The sequence below is a fragment of the Streptomyces sp. NPDC058632 genome, assembly GCF_042717095.1.
GTDB lineage: Bacteria > Actinomycetota > Actinomycetes > Streptomycetales > Streptomycetaceae > Streptomyces.
The window spans coordinates 93,699-112,046 of sequence record NZ_JBHXQZ010000003.1 but is presented as its reverse complement, the minus strand read 5'-3'; the positions used below and the strand labels follow the sequence as shown (position 1 = coordinate 112,046).

The window sequence follows — 18,348 nt, the reverse complement described above, 5'->3', positions numbered from 1 at the left end:
GCCTCCTTGGCCGCCTTGACGACACCCCTGTTGATCTCGTCCGTACCGGGCGCCTTCTGCGACTCGAAGCCGCAGCCGGCCACCTCTTCGGCGCCCAGGGCGAGGAGCCGAGGAGCCGGGCGATCGCCCCGGGCGCAGGAGGCGGGACACGTGACGCGCGACCTGCCGGCGCAGGACGTGCGCTCCCTGGTCATCTCCCTGGCCATGACCTGGTCGCCGGCCAGTCTCACGTACACGGGGGCGACGGACGACCCGGACGCCGGCCACCAACGCCACCGCGACAGCCTCGCCACCGCCGTACACCGCGCTCTGGGACCATGAGGGCGCGGTGAGCCGCACCGCAGGCCCTCCCGGTGTTCACGGGCGTCACCGCTGCGCGCACGGGGGCCGCCCTCGCGCGCGGCGCTCACCGGCGTCCACCCGCTGGGCGCGGACCCGTCCCCCGTGCCCCTTGAGGACGTCGATACGGCGCCCGGTCGTCGCGTCCCGCACGGCGGCCGTCCAGTCGCCGGACGCCGTGGCCACGCGCGTCGTCGGCGGACCAGATCACGTCCTCCACGTGGTCGCCGTGCCCGCACAGCACCGTTTGCACGCAAGCATGTTCGACATTACGGTCCTCGGCGATCAACGGCCTTCACAGATGAGGCCGTCCAGGGCTTGAAAGGTGCACGAGGCGCATGCGGCAGCCAGCCACCCAGATCATCCGGAATCCGGTCCTGCCGGGTTCGCACCCCGACCCGTCCGTGCTGCGCGTGGGCGACGACTTCTATCTGGCGACTTCGACATTCGAATGGCACCCCGGAGTGCGGCTGCACCACTCCCGCGACCTGGTGAACTGGCGGCCGTTGGGTGGTGTCCTGGACACCGCACGCCTCCTCGATCTCACCGGCTGCCCGGATTCCGGCGGGGTGTGGGCGCCGAACCTCACCTATGCGGACGGCCTGTTCCACCTGGTCTACAGCAATGTCTCCACCTATGCGGGAGGCTTCACCGACAGTCCCAACCACCTCACCACGGCCCCGTCGATCCATGGCCCCTGGTCCGACCCCGTGCCGCTGCACGCGCGGGGCTTCGACGCGTCCCTCTTCCACGACGGGCCCGACAGCTGGCTGCTGAACCTGGTCCACGACTGGCGGCCGGGGCACGGTGGCTCGGCAGGCTTGGAGGCGACCCGGTACGACCGGTCCGCACGCCGTCCGGTCGGGGACCCGGTGCGGATCGTGCTGCCGCCGCAGGCCGGCTGGATCGAGGGACCCAACCTCTGCCGGCACGCCGGCTGGTACTACCTGCTGACCGCGGACGGGGGCACGGGCTACGACCACCAGGTCACCGTCGCTCGCTCCCGCACCCTGACCGGTCCTTTCGAACGCGACCCGCACGGGGCGCTGATCACGGCCCGCCGCCACCCGGACCTGGCTCTGCAGAAGGCCGGACACGGCAGTCTTGTCGAGACCGCGAAGGGCCAGTGGTACCTGGCCTATCTCGTCGCCCGGCCCGAGGGCCGCCGGGGTCCGTGCGTGCTCGGCCGCGAGACCGCGCTGGCACCCGTCACCTGGACCGGCGACGGATGGCCGCGCGTCCCCACCGGTCTGCCCGCCCTGGAAGTCCCCGCCCCCGACCTGGTCGCCGGTGACGGTGACGCCGACGGTGATGCCGACAGTGAGGTGACGCGGACCGAGGCGGGCGAGGCCGACGGCTTCGACCGGCCGGTACTCGGGCCGCAGTGGTCCACGCTGCGGCGTCCGGCGACGTCCGACTGGATTTCTCTCACCGCCCGCCCGTCCCATCTGCGGTTGCACGGCGGCCGCTCGCCGCAGAGCCTGATCGGCCCCAGCCTGGTGGGCCGCCGGGTGACGTCCGCGGACGGTGCCTTCGAGGCGACGATGGAGTACAGGCCGCGGTCCTTCCAGCACCTGGCCGGTATCACCGCGTACTACAACACGCGCAACTGGTATTTCCTGCACGTCACGGCGGACGACGAGGGGCGGACGGTCCTGCGCGTGGCAGGCAGCGACCGCGGTGTGCTGAGTGTGAACGAGGCCGACGGGATATCTCCCGACGGGATCCACCGCCTGCGTCTCGGCCTTGATCTCCAAGGGCCGGTCCTGCGTTTCCGCTACGCCACCGACGGCGGGTGGCGCCCGGTCGGTCCGCCCCTCGATGCCACCGTCCTGTCCGACGAGCACGCCGAGGAATTCGAGGACGGGCGGATCAGGGCCCTCGGCTTCACCGGCGCGTTCGTCGGCATGTGGGCCTGGGACCTCACCGGAGGTGGCCTGCCCGCCGACTTCGACGAGGCGGCCTGGCACGCGGTCCGCTGAAACCGCCGATACCGCCGATACCGCGAAGCCGATGCCGGTCGGCCCACGGCGGCCGCTCTCACCACTTGGAGCACCGCCGGGCCGACCCCCGGCCTCGATGCGGGGACACCCGCTCCCCGCGAAGTCCTTCCCGCCGAGGTGAGGCACGAAGCCGGTACGGTGCGTGGTGCACGCCGGCACACGGGGGCGGAACGTCCTTGCCGTACCGCCCCCCACCCGCCGTCAAGGGAGAGGGGTGGACCGGGGTGTGGTCGCGCTTCGTGGGATTCGTCGCGGAGGTGTGAGCTGTGTCCCGGTGGTCGCACTCTCTGGGGGAGTCATGACAAGCAGGTTCACCGAGTTGGTCGTTGACTGCCACGATCCGGAGGGACTCGCGGCCTTCTGGTGCGAGGTTCTGGGCTTCGAGGTGATCGACCGGAGCGAGAACAAGGTCGAGATCGGCTCCTGGGTGCCGGCCGTCGAGGAGGTCCGGGCCCGCCAGACGCCGCCCACCCTGCTGTTCGTCCGGGTGCCCGAGGGCAGGACCGTGAAGAACCGGCTTCACCTCGACGTCAGCCCGGTCGACGGCAGCACCGAGGACGAGGTGACCAGACTGCTCGGTCTCGGCGCCGTCAGGACGGATGTGGGCCAGGGGCCGGGCCGGGGCCGGGTGGTCATGGCAGACCCCGAGGGCAACGAGTTCTGCGTCCTGCGCACCCTGGCACCGCAGAACTGGCCAGTGCTGCCCCGCAGGAGTTCGTGGAGGGGTTGATCAAGCCGTCCCGGTCGTGGCCGGCAGGGTGCCGGAGCCCGCTTGCTCACCGGATTCCGGAGTCGGGATGCTCGGCATCCCACTCCCGGCGCGCTTGCGCGATGGCGTCGCGGTGTTCTGCCGACCAGTCCGTGAGGGCCTTGACCAGATGGGTGAGGCTGTGGCCCATCGCCGTGAGTTCGTACTCGACCTGCGGGGGCACCGTGGGGTGCACGGTCCGGGTGACCAGGCCGTCGCGTTCCAACCGGCGCACGGTGAGCGTGAGCATCCGCTGTGAGATACCGGGTACGGCGCGCTGCAACTGCCGGAAACGGCGGATGCCCTGGGCCAGTTCGACGACGACCAGGACCGACCATTTGTCGCCGATCCGGTCGAGCACCTCGCGGATCCCGCAGTCCTCGTGCTCATCGCCGCAACTGACGACGGGCTCGGTGGTTACCCCGGTGTGCCCCACTGACATGGAAGTGCCTCCTTACGTTCCCCGGCGCAGAACCGCAGGATGATCCCGGTTACCGAAGAGAACCTACCGGAACGGGAAGACCCTGATGATCCTGGTTACTGGCGCCACCGGCGCCCTGGGCACGCTGATCGCCGAGCGGCTGGCCGCCCGCGACGACACCGTCCTGGGAACACGAGACCCCCAACAGCCCAAGACCCCGCTGCCGGTTCGCCGCATCGACTTCGACGAGCCCGCCACCCTCGCCGAGGGCTTCGAGGGTGTGGATGTACTGCTGCTGATCTCCGCGGGCTACGGCGAGGACGACACCGTCATGGCCCGGCACGGCGCCGCCGTCGACGCCGCGGAGAAGGCAGGCGTGGGGCACGTCGTCTATACGAGCCTGACCGCCGACGGCGATCATCTCCCCTACGCGCTGCCGCACCGTTGGACCGAGCGCCGGCTCCGGGGCAGCGCCATGGACTGGACGATCCTGCGCAACGGCCTGTACGCGGAGTTGCTGGGCGGGCTCGCGTCGCCGTCGGCCGACGGGCGGATCACCGCCCCGCTCGGCGAGGGCCGACTGGCCGCCGTCGCACGGGCGGACCTGGCCGACGCCGCCACACATGTGGCGGTGGAGGCGCCCGCTCACGCGGGCCGGACCTACGAACTCGTCGGTGAGCGGGCCATCGGCGGCGCCGACCTGGCCGACGCGCACGGTCCGCACGTCACCTACGCACCGGAGACCCTCGCCCAGGCCCGCACCCGTACGGCCGCTGCCGGCGCCGAGCCGTTCCAGGTACCGATGCTGGTGGGCACCTACTCCGCCATCGCGGCCGGGTTCATGTCCCGTACCGGCGGTGACCTGCGCCGACTACTGGGCCGCGCACCCCGCTCCGCGCTCGCAGCAGCCCTCGCGTAGCCCGCCGACCCGGACCGCTCGGCAGGGGTGGGGCTCGGGGCGGCGGGGCGCTCGGCGGGCTCGGTGAACGCGCGCAGGGCACGCGGACGACGCTCGGACACGGCGGAGTCCTTCCGCAGGCAGGAAAGAGGAGGCGTAGGGATGCACGAGGGCACGCCGCGGACGCCGCCTGCGGGTCCGGCCACGGGCCGGGTATGACAGCGTCCCGCGGCGCACGACTGGGAGGTTCACCACACATCGTGGATCTCACCTGCCCTTCGGTACGGGCGGAACCGGGCCATCGAACAGGGCATACCCGCCACGAGAACGCTCCGGACCCCATCACGGCACGCGCCGGGACTCCCCGGTGTCGATGTCTGGCGGTTCCAGGGCCTGCGGGTGGCCGTCCGGTGGTCGCGGGTAGGTTGCCCCTACACGTCGGACGAGGGACAAGGAACAGAGGCAGCACATGGTGGCTCAGCAGGGCGGCAAGGAAAGCGGGGGTCTGCCCTCGGCGGTGGTGGACTGCGCCCTGTACGAGGACGGGCGCCGCATCCCCGGTCAGGTGAGCCTGAACACGATCACGAAGCGGATCGGCCCGGAGGTGGGCCGGTTCGCGTGGATCGGCCTGTACGAGCCCGCCGCGGAACAGTTCCAGGAAGTCGCCGACGCCTTCGGCCTGCACCCCTTGGCTGTCGAGGACGCCGTCCACGCCCATCAGCGGCCCAAGCTGGAACGCTACGGCGACATGCTGTTCCTGGTCCTGAAGACGATCGTCTACGTCGACCACGAGAAGGTCACCGCGACCAGCGAGATCGTCGACACCGGCGAGATCATGGTCTTCGCCGGTCCCGGCTACGCCATCACCGTCCGCCACGGCAGCGCCCCGCCGCTCGACGACATACGCCGCCAGCTCCAGGACGACCCCCAGCATCTGGACTGCGGCCCTGCCGCCGTCCTGCACGCGGTCGCGGACATGGTGGTCGACCGCTACGTCGAGGTCGCCGACGCCTTCGCCGACGACGTCGACAGCCTGGAGGCCGAGGTCTTCTCCCCCGATACTCCGGTCGATGCCGCACGGATCTACCAGCTCAAACGGGAACTCCTCGAATTCAAGCGCGCCGTCATGCCGCTCGCCCCCGCCTTGCAGCGCCTGAGTGAGGGATCGATCCCGCAGGTCCCGTCGACAGTGTCGACGTACTTCCGGGACGTGGCCGACCATCACCAGCGGGCCAGCGAGCAGATCCTGGCCTTCGACGAACTCGTCACCGGCATGCTCAGCGCCAGCATCGCCCAGCTCGGTGTCCAGCAGAACGCCGACATGCGCCGCATCAGCGCCTGGGCCGCCCTCATCGCCGTCCCCACCATGGTCGTCGGCGTCTACGGCATGAACTTCGAGTACATGCCCGAACTCAAATCCCCGTACGGCTACCCGGCAGTCCTCGCCGTCATAGCCATCGCCATCGCCGTCATCCACCGCGCCCTGCGCCGCAACAAATGGCTCTGACGGTTGGACGGCGCGACGCTCGCATCCTGCTCTCAACCGCCTGTAGCCGTACGTGACTGCCTTCGCGCATCATGATTCTCATGAATGACCATCTGTGAGAGTTCCTCGAGAGGACCTGGACCCGGTGAGATCCGACAGCCGACCGGCCGCGCACGCGTACACCTGGTCGGGATCGGCCCCGGGCAGGGGGTGCGCGACCCGGTAGAGGGCGGCGGGCAGGCGTGAGCCGTCGACATCCATGCTCTGCGGGTCCACGCTCTGCGGGTCCATGCGACGGTCCGCGCTGCGCAGAGCCGAGGGCTCGAGTGCGAGCCTGCGCCACGACTCCATTTCCCGCCGCGCGGCGAGGACCGTCGCTCGTCTTGCACCACTGGTGCGTCTGCGTGGACGGGGTGAGGGGCCGCTCCACACCCGTACCGCTTCCGACCGTCCCCACCGCGTTGCCTCCGCCCCCGCGTTTTTCCTGCTCACGCCTTGTTTCCCGGTCGACCGCCCGGCGGGCAACGGGAAACCCGTCGACCTCTGCCGGCAGCGGGGCGACTCTGGGTCCGTCGGCAAGCGGCAGCGAAGGGGGATTGGGTCCATGAGACGTGCACTCGTGTCCTTGTGCGCGGCCGTGGCGGCCGTGGCGGCCGTCACGACCGGATGCGCCGACGGCGGCGACGGCCAGGCACGACAGGATCCGCGTCCGCGTCCCCGGGCACTGACCTGGCAACAGGAACTGCGCGTCGCCGACGCGCAGCAACGTCTGACCAAGCAGTGCATGAACCGCCAGGGCTTCACCTACTGGGAGGACCGTGGCCTGACGCTCCAGGAGAGCCGCCCGGTGCGCTACGTGCAGGACGACGTGGCCTGGGCCCGTGCGTACGGGTACGGCGGCCGGATCGAAGCGAAGAGCCTGCGCGTCCGCGAACGCAACCCCAACGGAACCTACCGCCAGAACCTCTCCCCGTCCCGGCGCACCGCCTTCGACACCGCGCTCGACGGCGGCGACAGCGCCCGCATGCTCACGGCACCGCTGCCGGGCGGCGGGGAGATGCGCAAACGCATCGGCGGCTGCACGGAGGAGGCCGAGCGCACACTCTACGGCGACCCGGCCGAGTGGTACCGCACCGACAAGATCGCCACCGGCCTCAACGCCCTGTACGGCAAGGAGCTGATGAAAGACCGTCACCTGACCGCGGCGGTACGGGCCTGGTCCCGATGCATGAAGAGGGCAGGCCGGCCCTACGAGGACCCCCGGGCGGCCCGCGAAGCCGTCCGGGTCAACGCCGGCCGGCCGGGTACGGCCCGCGCCGACGAGGCGTTCACCGCCGAGCGGAAGACCGCCGTCGCCGACGCGACCTGTGCCCGCGAGACCTCCCTGCGCGCCGTGGCCACGGCGCGGGAGACGTATTACCTGGACCGCCTGCGCGACCGGTTCGGCAGGGACATCGACACCTACCGGCACCTCGGTCGGCGGGCCTACGACCGGGCGGTGCGCATCGTTCCGGAGCGAGGCTGACCGCTCCCCGCTCCCGGGCGGACATCGCCCCCGGTGAGGGCACGCCGGGCGACCGGCCCGCCGCACCACCACCGACGCACCACCGACGCACCACATCGCCAGAGGAAAACGAGGGGAAACAGCATGCGCAAGTTCACCGTCACGATGGCAGTCCTCGGGCTCACCGCCCTGGGCGTCGTCGTACCCGCCACGGCCTCGCAGGCGGCCGGGAACACCGTCGCCGGACCGGGCTGCGACAGCAAGTGGGGGCCGCGCAACGGCACCATGTACGCCTGGGAGAACCTGGACTGCTCGGGCGCCGAACTGATCCGCACCGCGGGCAACAGCGACTGGTGGGTCGGCTCGCAGGACAGGGCGACGTCCGTCATGAACCGCGGCTTCACCGGTGGCCTCGACCACGTCGCGTTCTACGAGAACTCCGGCTTCGGCGGCGGCCACGCCTGCCTCGCGCCGGGCGAGCTCTACGCCGACAACCTGACCGACAACCGGTTCACCAACGGTGTCAACGCGAACGACACCATCTCCTCGCACCGGTGGGTGGCCCGCAGCGCCTGCGGGGCCTTCCTGTCCTGACCCGCCCGCCCGTGCGGGCGTGCGACGGGAAACGAACGTCCGGAACCGCGCCATGGTTCCGGACGTTCGTGTGTGCGCCAAACGGAGGAAAGGTTCGGCTGCGCTTACCACTCCAGCAGTAACCTGGGCGTCCGCCGTCTCACGGCCGCACCGCATGGGGGACTCCGTGGGAGATCCGCAGCACGGGCATGAAGCCGACCACCGGAACGGGCGGGATCGGAATGCGCCGACCACGCCCTCCTTTCCCGCACAACTGAGACGCCTCAGACAGGCACGCGGCCTGTCGCTGACCGACCTGGCACGGCAGACGCATTACAGCAAGGGCTACCTCAGCAAGATCGAGACCGGCACGAAGCGGGCGACCGTCGACGTCGCCCGCCTCTGTGACCAAGTACTGGGCGCTGAAGGGGAGTTGCTCAGGCTCGTACAGGAGAGACCGCCCGCCGACAGCGGGGGCGGCGGCGAGGCCGCCGCTTCCGGGCGGCAGTCCGACGGGGTGTGTCCGTACCGCGGCCTGTCGGCGTTCACCCCGCAGGACGCGGACTGGTTCTTCGGCCGGGAGCGCGCGACGGCCGCACTGGTGGAACGGGTCTTCGAACGGGTGGGAAGCGGCCCTCTGATGCTCGTCGCCCCCTCGGGCGCGGGCAAGTCGTCCCTGCTCAACGCCGGACTGGTGCCCGCCCTGCGGCGCGGCGACTTCCCGATGCCGGGCGCCGACCGGTGGCCGGTGGTGACGTTCACCCCCACCTCACGGCCCCTGGACGAGCTCCTGGAACGCACCGCGAAAGCGGTGGGCGGGGACCTCGCCGTCACCGTCGAGGAGGTGCGCGAGGAACCCGACGCGGTGCTGGACGCCGTACGCGCGAGGGTGGACGATCCGCCGGCGCCGCCCGGGGGACGCCGGCCCCCGCCCTGCCGACCGGTGCTGATCGTCGACCAGTTCGAGGAGCTTTTCACCCTCTGCGCGAACGAGGACGAGCGGCGCACCTTCGTCCGGGTGCTCTGTGCGCTGGCGACCTCCCGGCCGGAGGAGAGCGCACACGGCCCCGCCGTCGTGGTGCTCGGCGTCCGGGCCGATTTCACCGGCAACTGTCTGGACCTTCCCGAACTGGCCCCGGTCCTCACCGACGGACTGTTCGTGCTGCCGCCCATGTCCGTGGTGGAGCTGCGGGAGTCCATCACCCGACCGGCGGAACTCGCCGGACTGACTCTCCAACCGGGCCTGGTGCCCCTGCTCCTGCGCGACGCGGGGCTGCGCGACGAGCCGGTCAGCACGCTGCGGGGCAGCGGGAAGGACGCCGGTTCCGGAGCCGACGTGACCCCCTCCGGCGTACTTCCCCTCGTCTCCCACGCCCTGCTGGCCACCTGGCAGCGGCGCGAGGGGGCCGCGCTGACCGTCGCCGGGTACGAGCGGGCCGGCGGGATCCAGGGCGCGATCGCGCGGACTGCCGAGAACGTCTTCGCCCGGCTGTATCCGGCCGAGCAGAAGACGATCCGCCGCGTCCTGTCCCGCCTGGTGTACGTCGCGGACGGCGGCGGGGCGACCCGCCGCCGGATGAGCGGGGCCGCCCTGATGGAGCAGTTCGCCGACGCGGACGGCGCGGCCGCCGCGCTCGACGCCTTCGTACGGGCCCGGCTCGTCACCATGGACAGCGACACCGTCGAGATCACCCATGAGGCCCTGCTGCACGCCTGGCCGCGGCTGCGGGACTGGATCCACGCCGACCGCACCGGGCTGCTGCTGCACCAGCAACTCGCGCACGCCGCTGCCGAATGGGAGCGCGAAGGCCGTGATCCGTCCGCGCTGTACCGCGGCACCCGGCTGAACACCGTGCGCTCCTGGGCCGACGAACTGGACGGCTGGAGCCGGCTCGGCCCCGGCGAGGAAGCGTTCCTCAGAGCGAGCCTGGCCGAGCAGGAAGGTCGTGAGAGGCAGGCCGTACGTCAGGTCCGGCTGCAACAGTCGATGCTCGCCACGCTCGTCGTCCTGCTGGGACTCGCCCTGACCGCCGGAGGCCTCGCCCACCAGCAGCGCGAGAGCGCCCTCGACCAGGAACGCGTCGCGCGTTCCCAGGCACTCGCCGTGCGGTCCGCGTCCCTCGCCGGAGGCCAGCCGGAGGCGTCGATGCTGCTGGCCGGGGAGGCCTACCGGGCCCACGCCACCGCCGAGGCGCGCGGCGCGCTGCTGAGCACGCAGTCCCAGCCCTTCTCCGGCCGGTTGGGCGGTCACCGGGGGCCGGTCAACGCGGTGGTCTTCGCGCCGGACAACCGGTCCCTGGCGACAGCCAGTTCCGACGGGACGGTGACCCTGCGACGGGTGTCGGACCGCCGCACGACCGCCACGTTCGCCGTGTCCGGGCCGGTCCGCTCGGTCGCCTTCAGCCCCGACGGCCGCACCCTCGCGGCGACATCGGCGCGCGGGCCCGTGAGTCTCTGGGACATCGCCGAGCGCCGGAGGAAGGCCGTGCTCGCCGACAGTACGAAGGGTGCCCGGGCGCTGTCCTTCGACCCCCGTGGGCGCCGGCTCGCCGTCGCGACCGCGGAGGGGACGATCCAGGTGTGGGACACCGCGCGCACGCACCGCGTCACCGCCTCCCTCAGCGGGCACGAGGGGACAGTCAATGCCCTGGATCACGCCCCCGACGGCCGGACCCTGGTCTCCGCCGGAGCCGACCGGACCGTGCGGCTGTGGGACACCGACCGGGCCCGGCCTCTCGCCGTGCTCAAGGGGCACACCGACGAAGTGCTGGGCGCGGCGTTCTCCCCGGACGGCCGGAAGGTGGCCTCCGGAGGCATCGACCGGACCGTACGGCTGTGGGACGTGCGCGGCGGTCGGCTCGGCGCGACGTTGGCCGGGAGCAGCGACGACATCAACGCCGTCGCGTACACGCACGACGGCGCCACGGTCGTCGGCGCGGTCGGCGACGGGACGACCAGGCTGTGGGACGTCCGCAGCGGCCGGCGGACCGCCGTGCTCGCCGGTCACACCGACTACGTGATGGGGGCGGCCGTGACCTCCGACGGCACCCTGCTCGCCACGGCCGGTTTCGACCAGTCCGTGGTCCTGTGGGACCTCGGCGGCCCGGTGCTGACGGCCCGTCCGTTCACGGAGGTCTGGCAGGCCCGGTACAGCCCCGACGGAAGACTGCTGGCCACCGCCGACGCCGACCACATGGTGCGCCTGTGGGAGGTGAGCGGGCGCCGGCTCCTGGCGACGCTCCGGGGACACACCGAGGCGGTCTTCTCGGTGTCCTTCGCACCCGACGGACGGACCCTGGCATCGGCGGGCTCCGACGGCACGATCCGGCTGTGGGACGCGGCCGCACATGGGCCGCTGGCGACCCTGACCGGCCACACCGGGCAGGTCTACTCCCTCGCCTTCGCCCCCGACGGCCGCAGTCTCGCCTCGGCCGGCGCCGACCGTACGGTGCGCCTGTGGGATGTGACGAAGCGCGCACCGCTGGCGACGCTGCCCGGCCACCGGGACTTCGCCAACGGCGTCGCCTTCAGCCCCGACGGCCGGGTTCTGGCGAGCGCCGCCGACGACCTGACCGTGCGGCTCTGGGACGTCTCCTCACACCGCCCGCTCGGCACGCTGAACGGCCACACGGGCGCAGTGCGGAGCGTGACCTTCACCCCTGACGGGCGGACGCTGGCCAGCAGCGGCAACGACGGCACCGTACGGCTGTGGAACGTCCGCGAACGCCGCTCCGAGGCCGTCCTGACCGGTCACACCGGCTCCACCCGGGGCATCGCCTTCGCTCCCGACGGCCGCACGCTCGCCAGCAGCGGCAACGACCGTACGGTGCGCCTGTGGGACGTCGCCGGGCGCCGTCCGTGGGCGACGCTGACGGGCCACGCCGACTCGGTGTGGAGCGTGACCTTCGCTCCCGACGGGCGCACGGTGGCCAGCGCCGGCACGGACGGCACCGTACGGCTGTGGGATCTCGATCTCGGGGCTCAGCTGGCGGAGATCTGCCGGCTGAGCGCGAGCATCGGTGCGGACGCGCGCGCGAAGCTCCTGCCCGGCGTCCCCCTCTCCGGCGGGGCGCCCTGCGAAGGCCGGGGGTGACGGCAACCCACCTGCTCAAAGGGCGTTTCCCAGATGTTTCCCGTTGCCCATCGACGGGAGGCGACACCTGGATCTCGACACGTGCAAGGCACGGCCAGCAGGCTGCTGTGCGACCACTCCCTTCACCACCTACAGGAAACGGGGGTCCTGGCATGGTTCGCCGGACCGGTCTCATCCGCACACTGGTCGCGTTACTGGCCTTCCTCTTCTGGGCGCCGGTGTCCGCCGCCGCGAACACCGCGGCGCCCGCGCAGCGTGCGGCCGCCGACGCGTGCGGCGTCCTCGCACCCGGAGCCTCCGCGGCAGCCGAACGCGCGATCGCCGCCGCCTGCGCCGAGGTCGCGGCCGGTACCTGGTACACGTGGGGCGGCGGGCACGGCCCCCAGCCGGGCGCCACATACGGCCAGGTCGACCCGACCGACCCGGACAGCGAGCACGACCCCGAACGGCTCGGCTTCGACTGCTCGGGCCTGGTCCGCCACGCGTACGCCAGGGCAGCGGGCTCCGACATCCTCAACGGTGTCGCAAGCCAGCAGTACTACACGCACCGCGCCGCCGACCGCTTCACCGCCGCCCAGGGCCTGGCCCCGCTGCTCCCGGGCGACCTGCTCGCCTGGGGCACCTCGCAGGACCCGCACCACATCGCCATCTACCTGGGCGCGGGCAAGATGGTCGAGGCCAAGGAATCCGGCACCAGGCTCATGGTCAGTGACGTCCGCCTGAACGGCGACTACTTCGGCGCCGTCCGCGTCAACACCGGGCCGGTCACCGGCCACATCCACCAGACCTGGGGCACCGGCGTGTGGACCAAGGCCGAACCCTCCATCAGGGCCGCCCGCGTCTACGCCTTCCCGTACTCCACCACCATCCGCGTCCAGTGCCAGAAGCACGCCGAACCGGTCACCTCCGAGGGCTACACCAACGACGTGTGGTCGTACCTGCCGGACTACAAGGCGTGGGTGACCAACATCTACATCAAGGGACCGGCGTGGCTCGACGGCGTGCCCGACTGCAGGACGACGCCACCGACACCGTGACGCGCTGGTGCCGGGGGGCGGCAGACTCGGCGCCGGGGTCCGCTCAGAGTCAGCTGGTTGCCGACGTCCCAGTCGGGCACGCGCCCCGTGGCGTGCCGGTCGGACCGGCTGCTCGGTCCGGCCGTCCGGCACGCCAGGGCCGGCCGGGGACGGGGGTGACGTCCCCGTCCGGCCCGGCCGGACCGGCTCGACATCCGGGCCCGCAGCTCCACACCCGGGCCGGCGCGAACCGACACGGTTCCCGGCCCGCCCGTCACCTGCGCGGGCCCCGAGTACGACACCCGGTGGGCCACCTTGCGGTGGGGAGGGGGGCGGGAAGACCCGCCGGGCCGCGAACGGCTTCTTCAGGATGTGGGGTCGTCCCGGCCCCCTCCGCCCGGGGCCGGTTCACGTCGATGCCGGCATCAGGCATCTCCTCGCGCCGCGTCATCACCCGACGGAAGTCCGTGTCCGGCTTGTCGCCGATGTGGAGACCGGCTGTCACCTGCGCCAGTTCCGGCTGCGCGAGGTAGTCGCCGATGCGGCCGGCCCGGTCGGTGGCGAGCGCGTTCATCGGGTACAGCAGCACGGCCTTCACCCCGCGCCGGCCCAGCGCCTTCTGCCGCCGGCAGTGGTCGAGGACGGGGATCAGGGACGACTCGGTCTTGCCGGACCCGGTGCCGGTCGTCACGAGCGTCGGCTCGGCCGCACCCTTGTAGGTGCTCAGCCGCTCCCAGGCCTTCGCCTGGTGCCGCCACGGAGTGAACGACGGCTGCCACTCCAGCGCCGACCGCCACCCGTCGGCGGCGGGATGGAACGGCGTCCTGATCCGCAGGTAGGGCCCCCGGAAGATGCCCGTCTCCGGATCCCCGAGGAACCGCTCCAGCGCGAGCCGCGTGTCCTCGTCGGCCAGGGTGGGCTTCACGAGGACCTTTCGGGCAAGACGGGTACCGGGACCGCCGGGTGCGCGGTGCCGTGACAGCGGGCACCGGTACCGGGACGATCGGCCTCAAAAATAGCGCCCACCTCGGACGACGGTACCCACTTGGTCGAATCCCGGACCCCGGCCGTTCTCCCCGGGCCCGCGGCCGGGCACCGGACTCGGGGAGCGCGAGGTCGGGATCACCGTGCACACGCGGTTCGCCATGCCGGGGCCAGGGGGCGGGGGTACGAAGCGTGACTCCACCCGTGCGGGAACGTGCGGTGGGGTTCCCCGAGACGCGGGAAAGGCGCCGGCGGACACGAAGTCCTCACCACTCCACGGCCCGTCGAGGCGGTCACCCACCCACATGGCCGTGGTCCCACGAGGACTGCTCGCCCGAGCCGTCCGAGCAGTGAACTCCGGCACGACCGCACCGGGCCGAGGACGAATGGACACCGATCGCTGCGACAGGATCTCCGGCCCGGACGCCGGGGCCCGGGCCGGAGACCGTGCGGGCCCTACGAGGCGCTCCGCCGTCCGAAGGCTTTGACGTCCGCCAGGCGTTCCGGCTCGAACGCGTCGACCGTCCCCGCTCCCAGGCCCGGAGTGTCCCTCCAGACCCGGAGCTTGCGGGCCACGCCCCGCACCTTCGGGTGGGTCGGCCCGAGAGCGATCTCGAAGTGCGACTCCTGGGGCGAGACGAAGTCGCCGCCCCAGGCGACGACACCGTCCAACTCGGCCAGGATGTCCCGCACCACCACCAGCTCCCGCGAGTACAGCCCTCCTCGTACACCCAGCGGGTAGGCGTGCGGCCGGATCGCTATCGCCGTGCCCGACAAGTAGTTCGACTCGTGGGGCTGACGGACCCTGCGGGACGTGGTGTGACCCGTCACGTCCTTCTCGCGCAGCTGGTCGATCTCGTAGTGGAACCGGCGGGCGACGTGCAGCAGGAGCGTCGCGGCGTCGCCGCCCGCCAGGCGTACGGACCGGCCGCTGCCCTCGATGGTGTGGGACGCGGCCTCGCCGAGGATCTTCCAGCCATTGGCCGAGAGGCTGCCGCTCCAGGTGGTTGCCGCCTGGTCCGTCCGGACCGGGGCGGCGGCTGCCGGGGCGATCTCCAGGAGACCGAGGGCGGCGGCTCCGGCCAGGCTGCCGGCGGCGCCGAGCACACGGCGTCTGCTCAGATCATTCATGACGTGCCCTTCTTCTTGGTACGGCGTGGGATGACGACCAGGCGCACGGCGTAGGCCAGGCAGAGGAGCGCCAGGACGGGGAGCACGACCAGGGCAGGGTTCACCCAGACCGGGACCAGGTCGTACCCCGCGTGGCACTTGTTGTGCAGCGGGAACCACCGCGTGTATTTCTCGAAGTTCGCGTCGAGGTACGCCTGGTCGTAGGTCTGCCCCGCTCTGTGACATGCCTCTTCCGGGTCCAGCGACGCCCCGGCGAGGGAACCGAGGAGGTAGGTGACACCGACTCCCAGCAGGAGGAGCACCGCGCTCCAGGTGAACCAGGCGGGACTGCGCCGCCACGTGCCCGAGAGCAGCGGACGGCTCCAGAACCACAGTCCGACCAGGAGGGGGAGGAGGATCGGGAGGAGGATGAGGGCCATGGGCTGACTCTGCCGGTTCTTCCTGTCCTACCTGGCCGCCGCCCGCTGCGCGGCCTGCTTGCGGTAGGTGGCCAGGTTCTCCTTGTGCTTGGAGGCCAGGCTGTTCTCCAGGCCGATGAGGGCGAGCTGACGGTCGGAGAACCCCTGACAGAACTGGGCGAGCTTCTCCGTATTGCCCGGCACGAGGACGTAGTCCGCCGGCAGGGCGACGCCCGCGCCCGTGATGAGCGCGAGCCGGGCCGCGTTGACGGTGACGTCGGAGGGGCCGGCGAGGATGTCCCAGCAGCACGCGCGCGCGTTGGTGGCGTTCGCCCAGCGCCGGTCGAAGTGGCTGCGGAAGCGGTTCAGGCCACCCCCGTCGTTGTAGTGCGCCCTCATCCAGCCGACGATGTTCCCGCCGCCGGCGACGTGCTTGGCCAGCAGGTATCCGTCGACGTCCTCGATCATGTCTGTGTAGCCGAAGCTGGAGACGGTGCCGGGGACGGCCAGCTTGGCCTGGCAGAACGTGAGCGGCGAGGCGTACTCGTCCACCGAGTTCCGCCAGTCCGCCCAGAAGGTCATGATGTCCCCGCCCCAGCCGGCGATGTCGCCACCGGTGGACTCCTGCTTGTCGGACGGGTCGGAGTTCTCCAGGAAGCCGTTGGCCGTGGCCATCAGGTGGGTGGCGTCGAGCTGGTATCCCGTGATGGTGTCGGTGAAGGAGTCCTGGACCGACATGCCACGGCTGTTGCAGTACTCGACGAAGTCCTCGTCGTAGCTGTTCGCCAGCCACCACCACTGCAGGCCTTTGTACTTCTGGTGACGGATGTACTCCATCACCAGCCGGCTGGCGTTGGTGCCGACGTTGTTCGACGACTTGTACGCGAGGGCGTGGTCGTAGAGCCGCTGCACGTAGGCGATGTAACTGTCGGCGGGGCCGCCCGTGTCGTCCACCGAGTCGACGCCGGGTTCGCCGTTGTGCCGCCAGACGTTCCGGTCCAGGTCGAAGGTGTCCGTGCCGTTGGTGACCTTGAACTCCTTGATCTGGTTGATCGCCCAGTTGGAGGGCAAGGGGTAGCCGAGGTTCCCGGAGAAGCCCCAGGACATGCCGGAGACGAAGGAGAAGCGCGCGCTGGTCTTGGCGGTGACGTTGATGCAGACGTTGCGCGAGCCGTAGACCCCGTGGAAGTACTTCTTGCCCCTGTTGGCGAGGCCGGCCACCACGCCGTTGAAGTAGGTGATGATGCCCTGCGGGTGATTGTCGATCTCCCACTGCTGGGCGTCGTAGTCGACCGCGAAGTAGATTGTGGTGCCCCGGTTGAAGCCGTACTCACTGGCCAGGTCGTGCGCGTTGAGGGCGTGCTGGTAGCCCTGGCCGTAGGTGAAGTCGGAGAGCTGGCGCGCGTTGTCCTGGTAGATGGGGAAGACCCGCAGGCCGGCGTCGAAGATGGTCTGCAGCTCGCCGGGCTTGATCTCCTTGTCGAGTGTGGACCCCGGAGGGTCGTAGAGGTAGCGGCCGACCATGCGGTAATCGTTGTCGTACAGCCAGCGGGCGCGGGAGGCGGTGATCTCGAACCTCGTGTCCGAACCGGTCGCCGTACGGTCCGCGTTGCCCATGGACACCAGTAACTGAGACCAGGTGTCGTACTCGCCCACGCCGTAGTTGGCGTCTTCCGCGGTGTACAGCTGGGAGAACTCCTGGAAGATCTCGACGAACTCCCGGGTTTTCGAATCGAAGGTGCTCTTGAAGGTCGTCCGGACCTCCGAGTCGTCGAGGCCGCGCAGGATCACCGGCTCGTTGAAGACGCAGGCCGCGGTGAACAGCTGCACGAAGATGCCGGAGTTGCCCTCCCGCACGGGATGCCCCCGCAGGCCGGCCTGGGTGCCGGGGCCGAAGTTGCCGTTGGGGCTGAGCCCCAGTTCGTACTGGATGGCGATCACCAGGGACTTCTGCACGTCCCGGGAGTAGATGCCGTCGCACGGGCCGATCGAGTAGGCGTCCCGCTGCCAGTAGCGGCTGTTGAGCCACTGCTGGATGGACCGGATCTTCTCCGTTCCGCCGGCCACGACGACGTACGCGTCCATGTTGAGGATGCACTTGAAGATCTTCGGAGTGGTGACGCCGCCGCTCGTACCCGTTCCGCCGTCGGGCAGGCCCATGTCGACGAGAAGGTTCTTGACGGCCTCCGTGGTCACGGCACCGTACTCGCCGTAGCCGTTGGCTCCCCAATAGCCCTTGCAGAACAGGCCGTGCTGGAGGATGCGGACGATGTTCGAGTTCTTGTTCCAGCCGAAGCCCATATCGCCGAGGGCCTGGAGCTTGGAGACGGTGGTCGGACCGAAGCTGGCCACCACGGGACTGATACCCAACTCGTGCTGGAGCCCCATGGTCAGCGCGTGCATGGTGGGCCAGCCGGTGCGCCCGTCCTCGGGGCATCTGACATATCCGGCGACAGAGCCATAGGTGGCGTTCACCCATTGCTGAGCCTCAAGAACCTTCGCGTCAGCCAATTCCATAACTCCTTCTGTTGCGAGAGCCGCAGCGATGGCGGCTTGCGTGAATCAAGCAGGGGTGAACAGGGGTGCATCCATGCCGTCAGGGGTTGAGCCGATCGGGCAAGTTCGGGCAACCGAACTCCGCGGGCGCCTGCACATTGAGAGAAAGACTTCGCGCGCTGCGCGACACAAGGCGCCATGGGGCTCGGGAGGAAGAGGAGGCCGCTGACATGACGAGACCCGGCGGATTGTGTCGCC

At 70.9% G+C, this 18,348-nt stretch carries 14 protein-coding genes and 1 pseudogene; 9 read left to right on the top strand and 6 right to left on the bottom strand.

Annotated elements, in window-relative coordinates:
- Positions 1-150: 150 nt before the first annotated feature.
- A complete protein-coding gene (locus ACFWVE_RS02580; RefSeq protein WP_384007514.1) occupies positions 151-321 on the top strand; it encodes a hypothetical protein in 171 nt (56 codons plus the stop codon).
- A gap of 45 nt (positions 322-366) precedes the next feature.
- Here ACFWVE_RS02580 and ACFWVE_RS02575 read toward each other — a convergent pair whose 3' ends face one another.
- Positions 367-525, bottom strand: a complete 159-nt coding sequence (locus ACFWVE_RS02575) for a hypothetical protein (RefSeq protein ID WP_384007512.1) — start codon at positions 523-525, stop codon at positions 367-369.
- A 152-nt stretch (positions 526-677) separates the two neighbouring features.
- On the opposite strand from ACFWVE_RS02575, the gene ACFWVE_RS02570 reads away from it, so the two are divergent.
- A complete protein-coding gene (locus ACFWVE_RS02570) occupies positions 678-2,321 on the top strand; it encodes a family 43 glycosylhydrolase (protein ID WP_384007510.1) in 1,644 nt (547 codons plus the stop codon).
- A 319-nt stretch (positions 2,322-2,640) separates the two neighbouring features.
- Positions 2,641-3,072 (top strand): VOC family protein, encoded by a 432-nt coding sequence (locus ACFWVE_RS02565; RefSeq protein WP_384007509.1) that lies wholly within the window; start codon positions 2,641-2,643, stop codon positions 3,070-3,072.
- A gap of 46 nt (positions 3,073-3,118) precedes the next feature.
- On the opposite strand, the gene ACFWVE_RS02560 is transcribed toward ACFWVE_RS02565, so the two are convergent.
- On the bottom strand, positions 3,119-3,532 hold the full coding sequence (locus ACFWVE_RS02560) for a winged helix-turn-helix transcriptional regulator (RefSeq protein WP_384007507.1): 414 nt from the start codon (positions 3,530-3,532) through the stop codon (positions 3,119-3,121).
- Positions 3,533-3,617: 85 nt separating this feature from the next.
- Between ACFWVE_RS02560 and ACFWVE_RS02555 the strand changes: the two genes are divergently transcribed.
- The 6 genes from ACFWVE_RS02555 (at position 3,618) to ACFWVE_RS02530 (ending at position 13,102) form a co-directional block, all read left to right on the top strand.
- Positions 3,618-4,430: an NAD(P)H-binding protein gene (locus tag ACFWVE_RS02555; RefSeq protein ID WP_384007505.1), complete on the top strand. Its 813-nt coding sequence runs from the start codon at positions 3,618-3,620 to the stop codon at positions 4,428-4,430.
- 448 nt (positions 4,431-4,878) lie between these two features.
- Positions 4,879-5,916 carry a magnesium and cobalt transport protein CorA gene (locus tag ACFWVE_RS02550; protein WP_384007503.1) on the top strand — a complete coding sequence of 346 codons (1,038 nt, stop codon included), beginning with the start codon at positions 4,879-4,881 and terminating at the stop codon, positions 5,914-5,916.
- A 583-nt stretch (positions 5,917-6,499) separates the two neighbouring features.
- Positions 6,500-7,420 (top strand): hypothetical protein, encoded by a 921-nt coding sequence (locus ACFWVE_RS02545; RefSeq protein WP_384007501.1) that lies wholly within the window; start codon positions 6,500-6,502, stop codon positions 7,418-7,420.
- A gap of 123 nt (positions 7,421-7,543) precedes the next feature.
- Positions 7,544-7,993 carry a hypothetical protein gene (locus ACFWVE_RS02540; protein WP_384007500.1) on the top strand — a complete coding sequence of 150 codons (450 nt, stop codon included), beginning with the start codon at positions 7,544-7,546 and terminating at the stop codon, positions 7,991-7,993.
- A 166-nt stretch (positions 7,994-8,159) separates the two neighbouring features.
- Complete coding sequence (locus ACFWVE_RS02535) at positions 8,160-12,065, top strand: helix-turn-helix domain-containing protein (RefSeq protein ID WP_384007498.1); 3,906 nt, start codon at positions 8,160-8,162, stop codon at positions 12,063-12,065.
- A gap of 152 nt (positions 12,066-12,217) precedes the next feature.
- Positions 12,218-13,102 carry a C40 family peptidase gene (locus tag ACFWVE_RS02530; protein WP_384007496.1) on the top strand — a complete coding sequence of 295 codons (885 nt, stop codon included), beginning with the start codon at positions 12,218-12,220 and terminating at the stop codon, positions 13,100-13,102.
- 388 nt (positions 13,103-13,490) lie between these two features.
- Here the strand turns inward: ACFWVE_RS02530 and ACFWVE_RS02525 are convergent.
- From ACFWVE_RS02525 to ACFWVE_RS02510, 4 genes and pseudogenes are all read right to left on the bottom strand, one after another.
- A pseudogene (locus ACFWVE_RS02525) lies at positions 13,491-14,006 on the bottom strand (DEAD/DEAH box helicase); the annotation flags it as partial.
- A gap of 515 nt (positions 14,007-14,521) precedes the next feature.
- Entirely contained in the window at positions 14,522-15,196 is a 675-nt protein-coding gene (locus ACFWVE_RS02520; protein ID WP_384007494.1) for a hypothetical protein, read from the bottom strand.
- A complete protein-coding gene (locus ACFWVE_RS02515) occupies positions 15,193-15,615 on the bottom strand; it encodes a hypothetical protein (RefSeq protein ID WP_384007492.1) in 423 nt (140 codons plus the stop codon). Before ACFWVE_RS02515 ends, ACFWVE_RS02520 begins: the two co-directional genes overlap by 4 nt.
- Positions 15,616-15,642: 27 nt before the next feature.
- Entirely contained in the window at positions 15,643-18,105 is a 2,463-nt protein-coding gene (locus ACFWVE_RS02510) for a glycoside hydrolase domain-containing protein (protein ID WP_384007491.1), read from the bottom strand.
- Positions 18,106-18,348 lie beyond the last annotated feature (243 nt).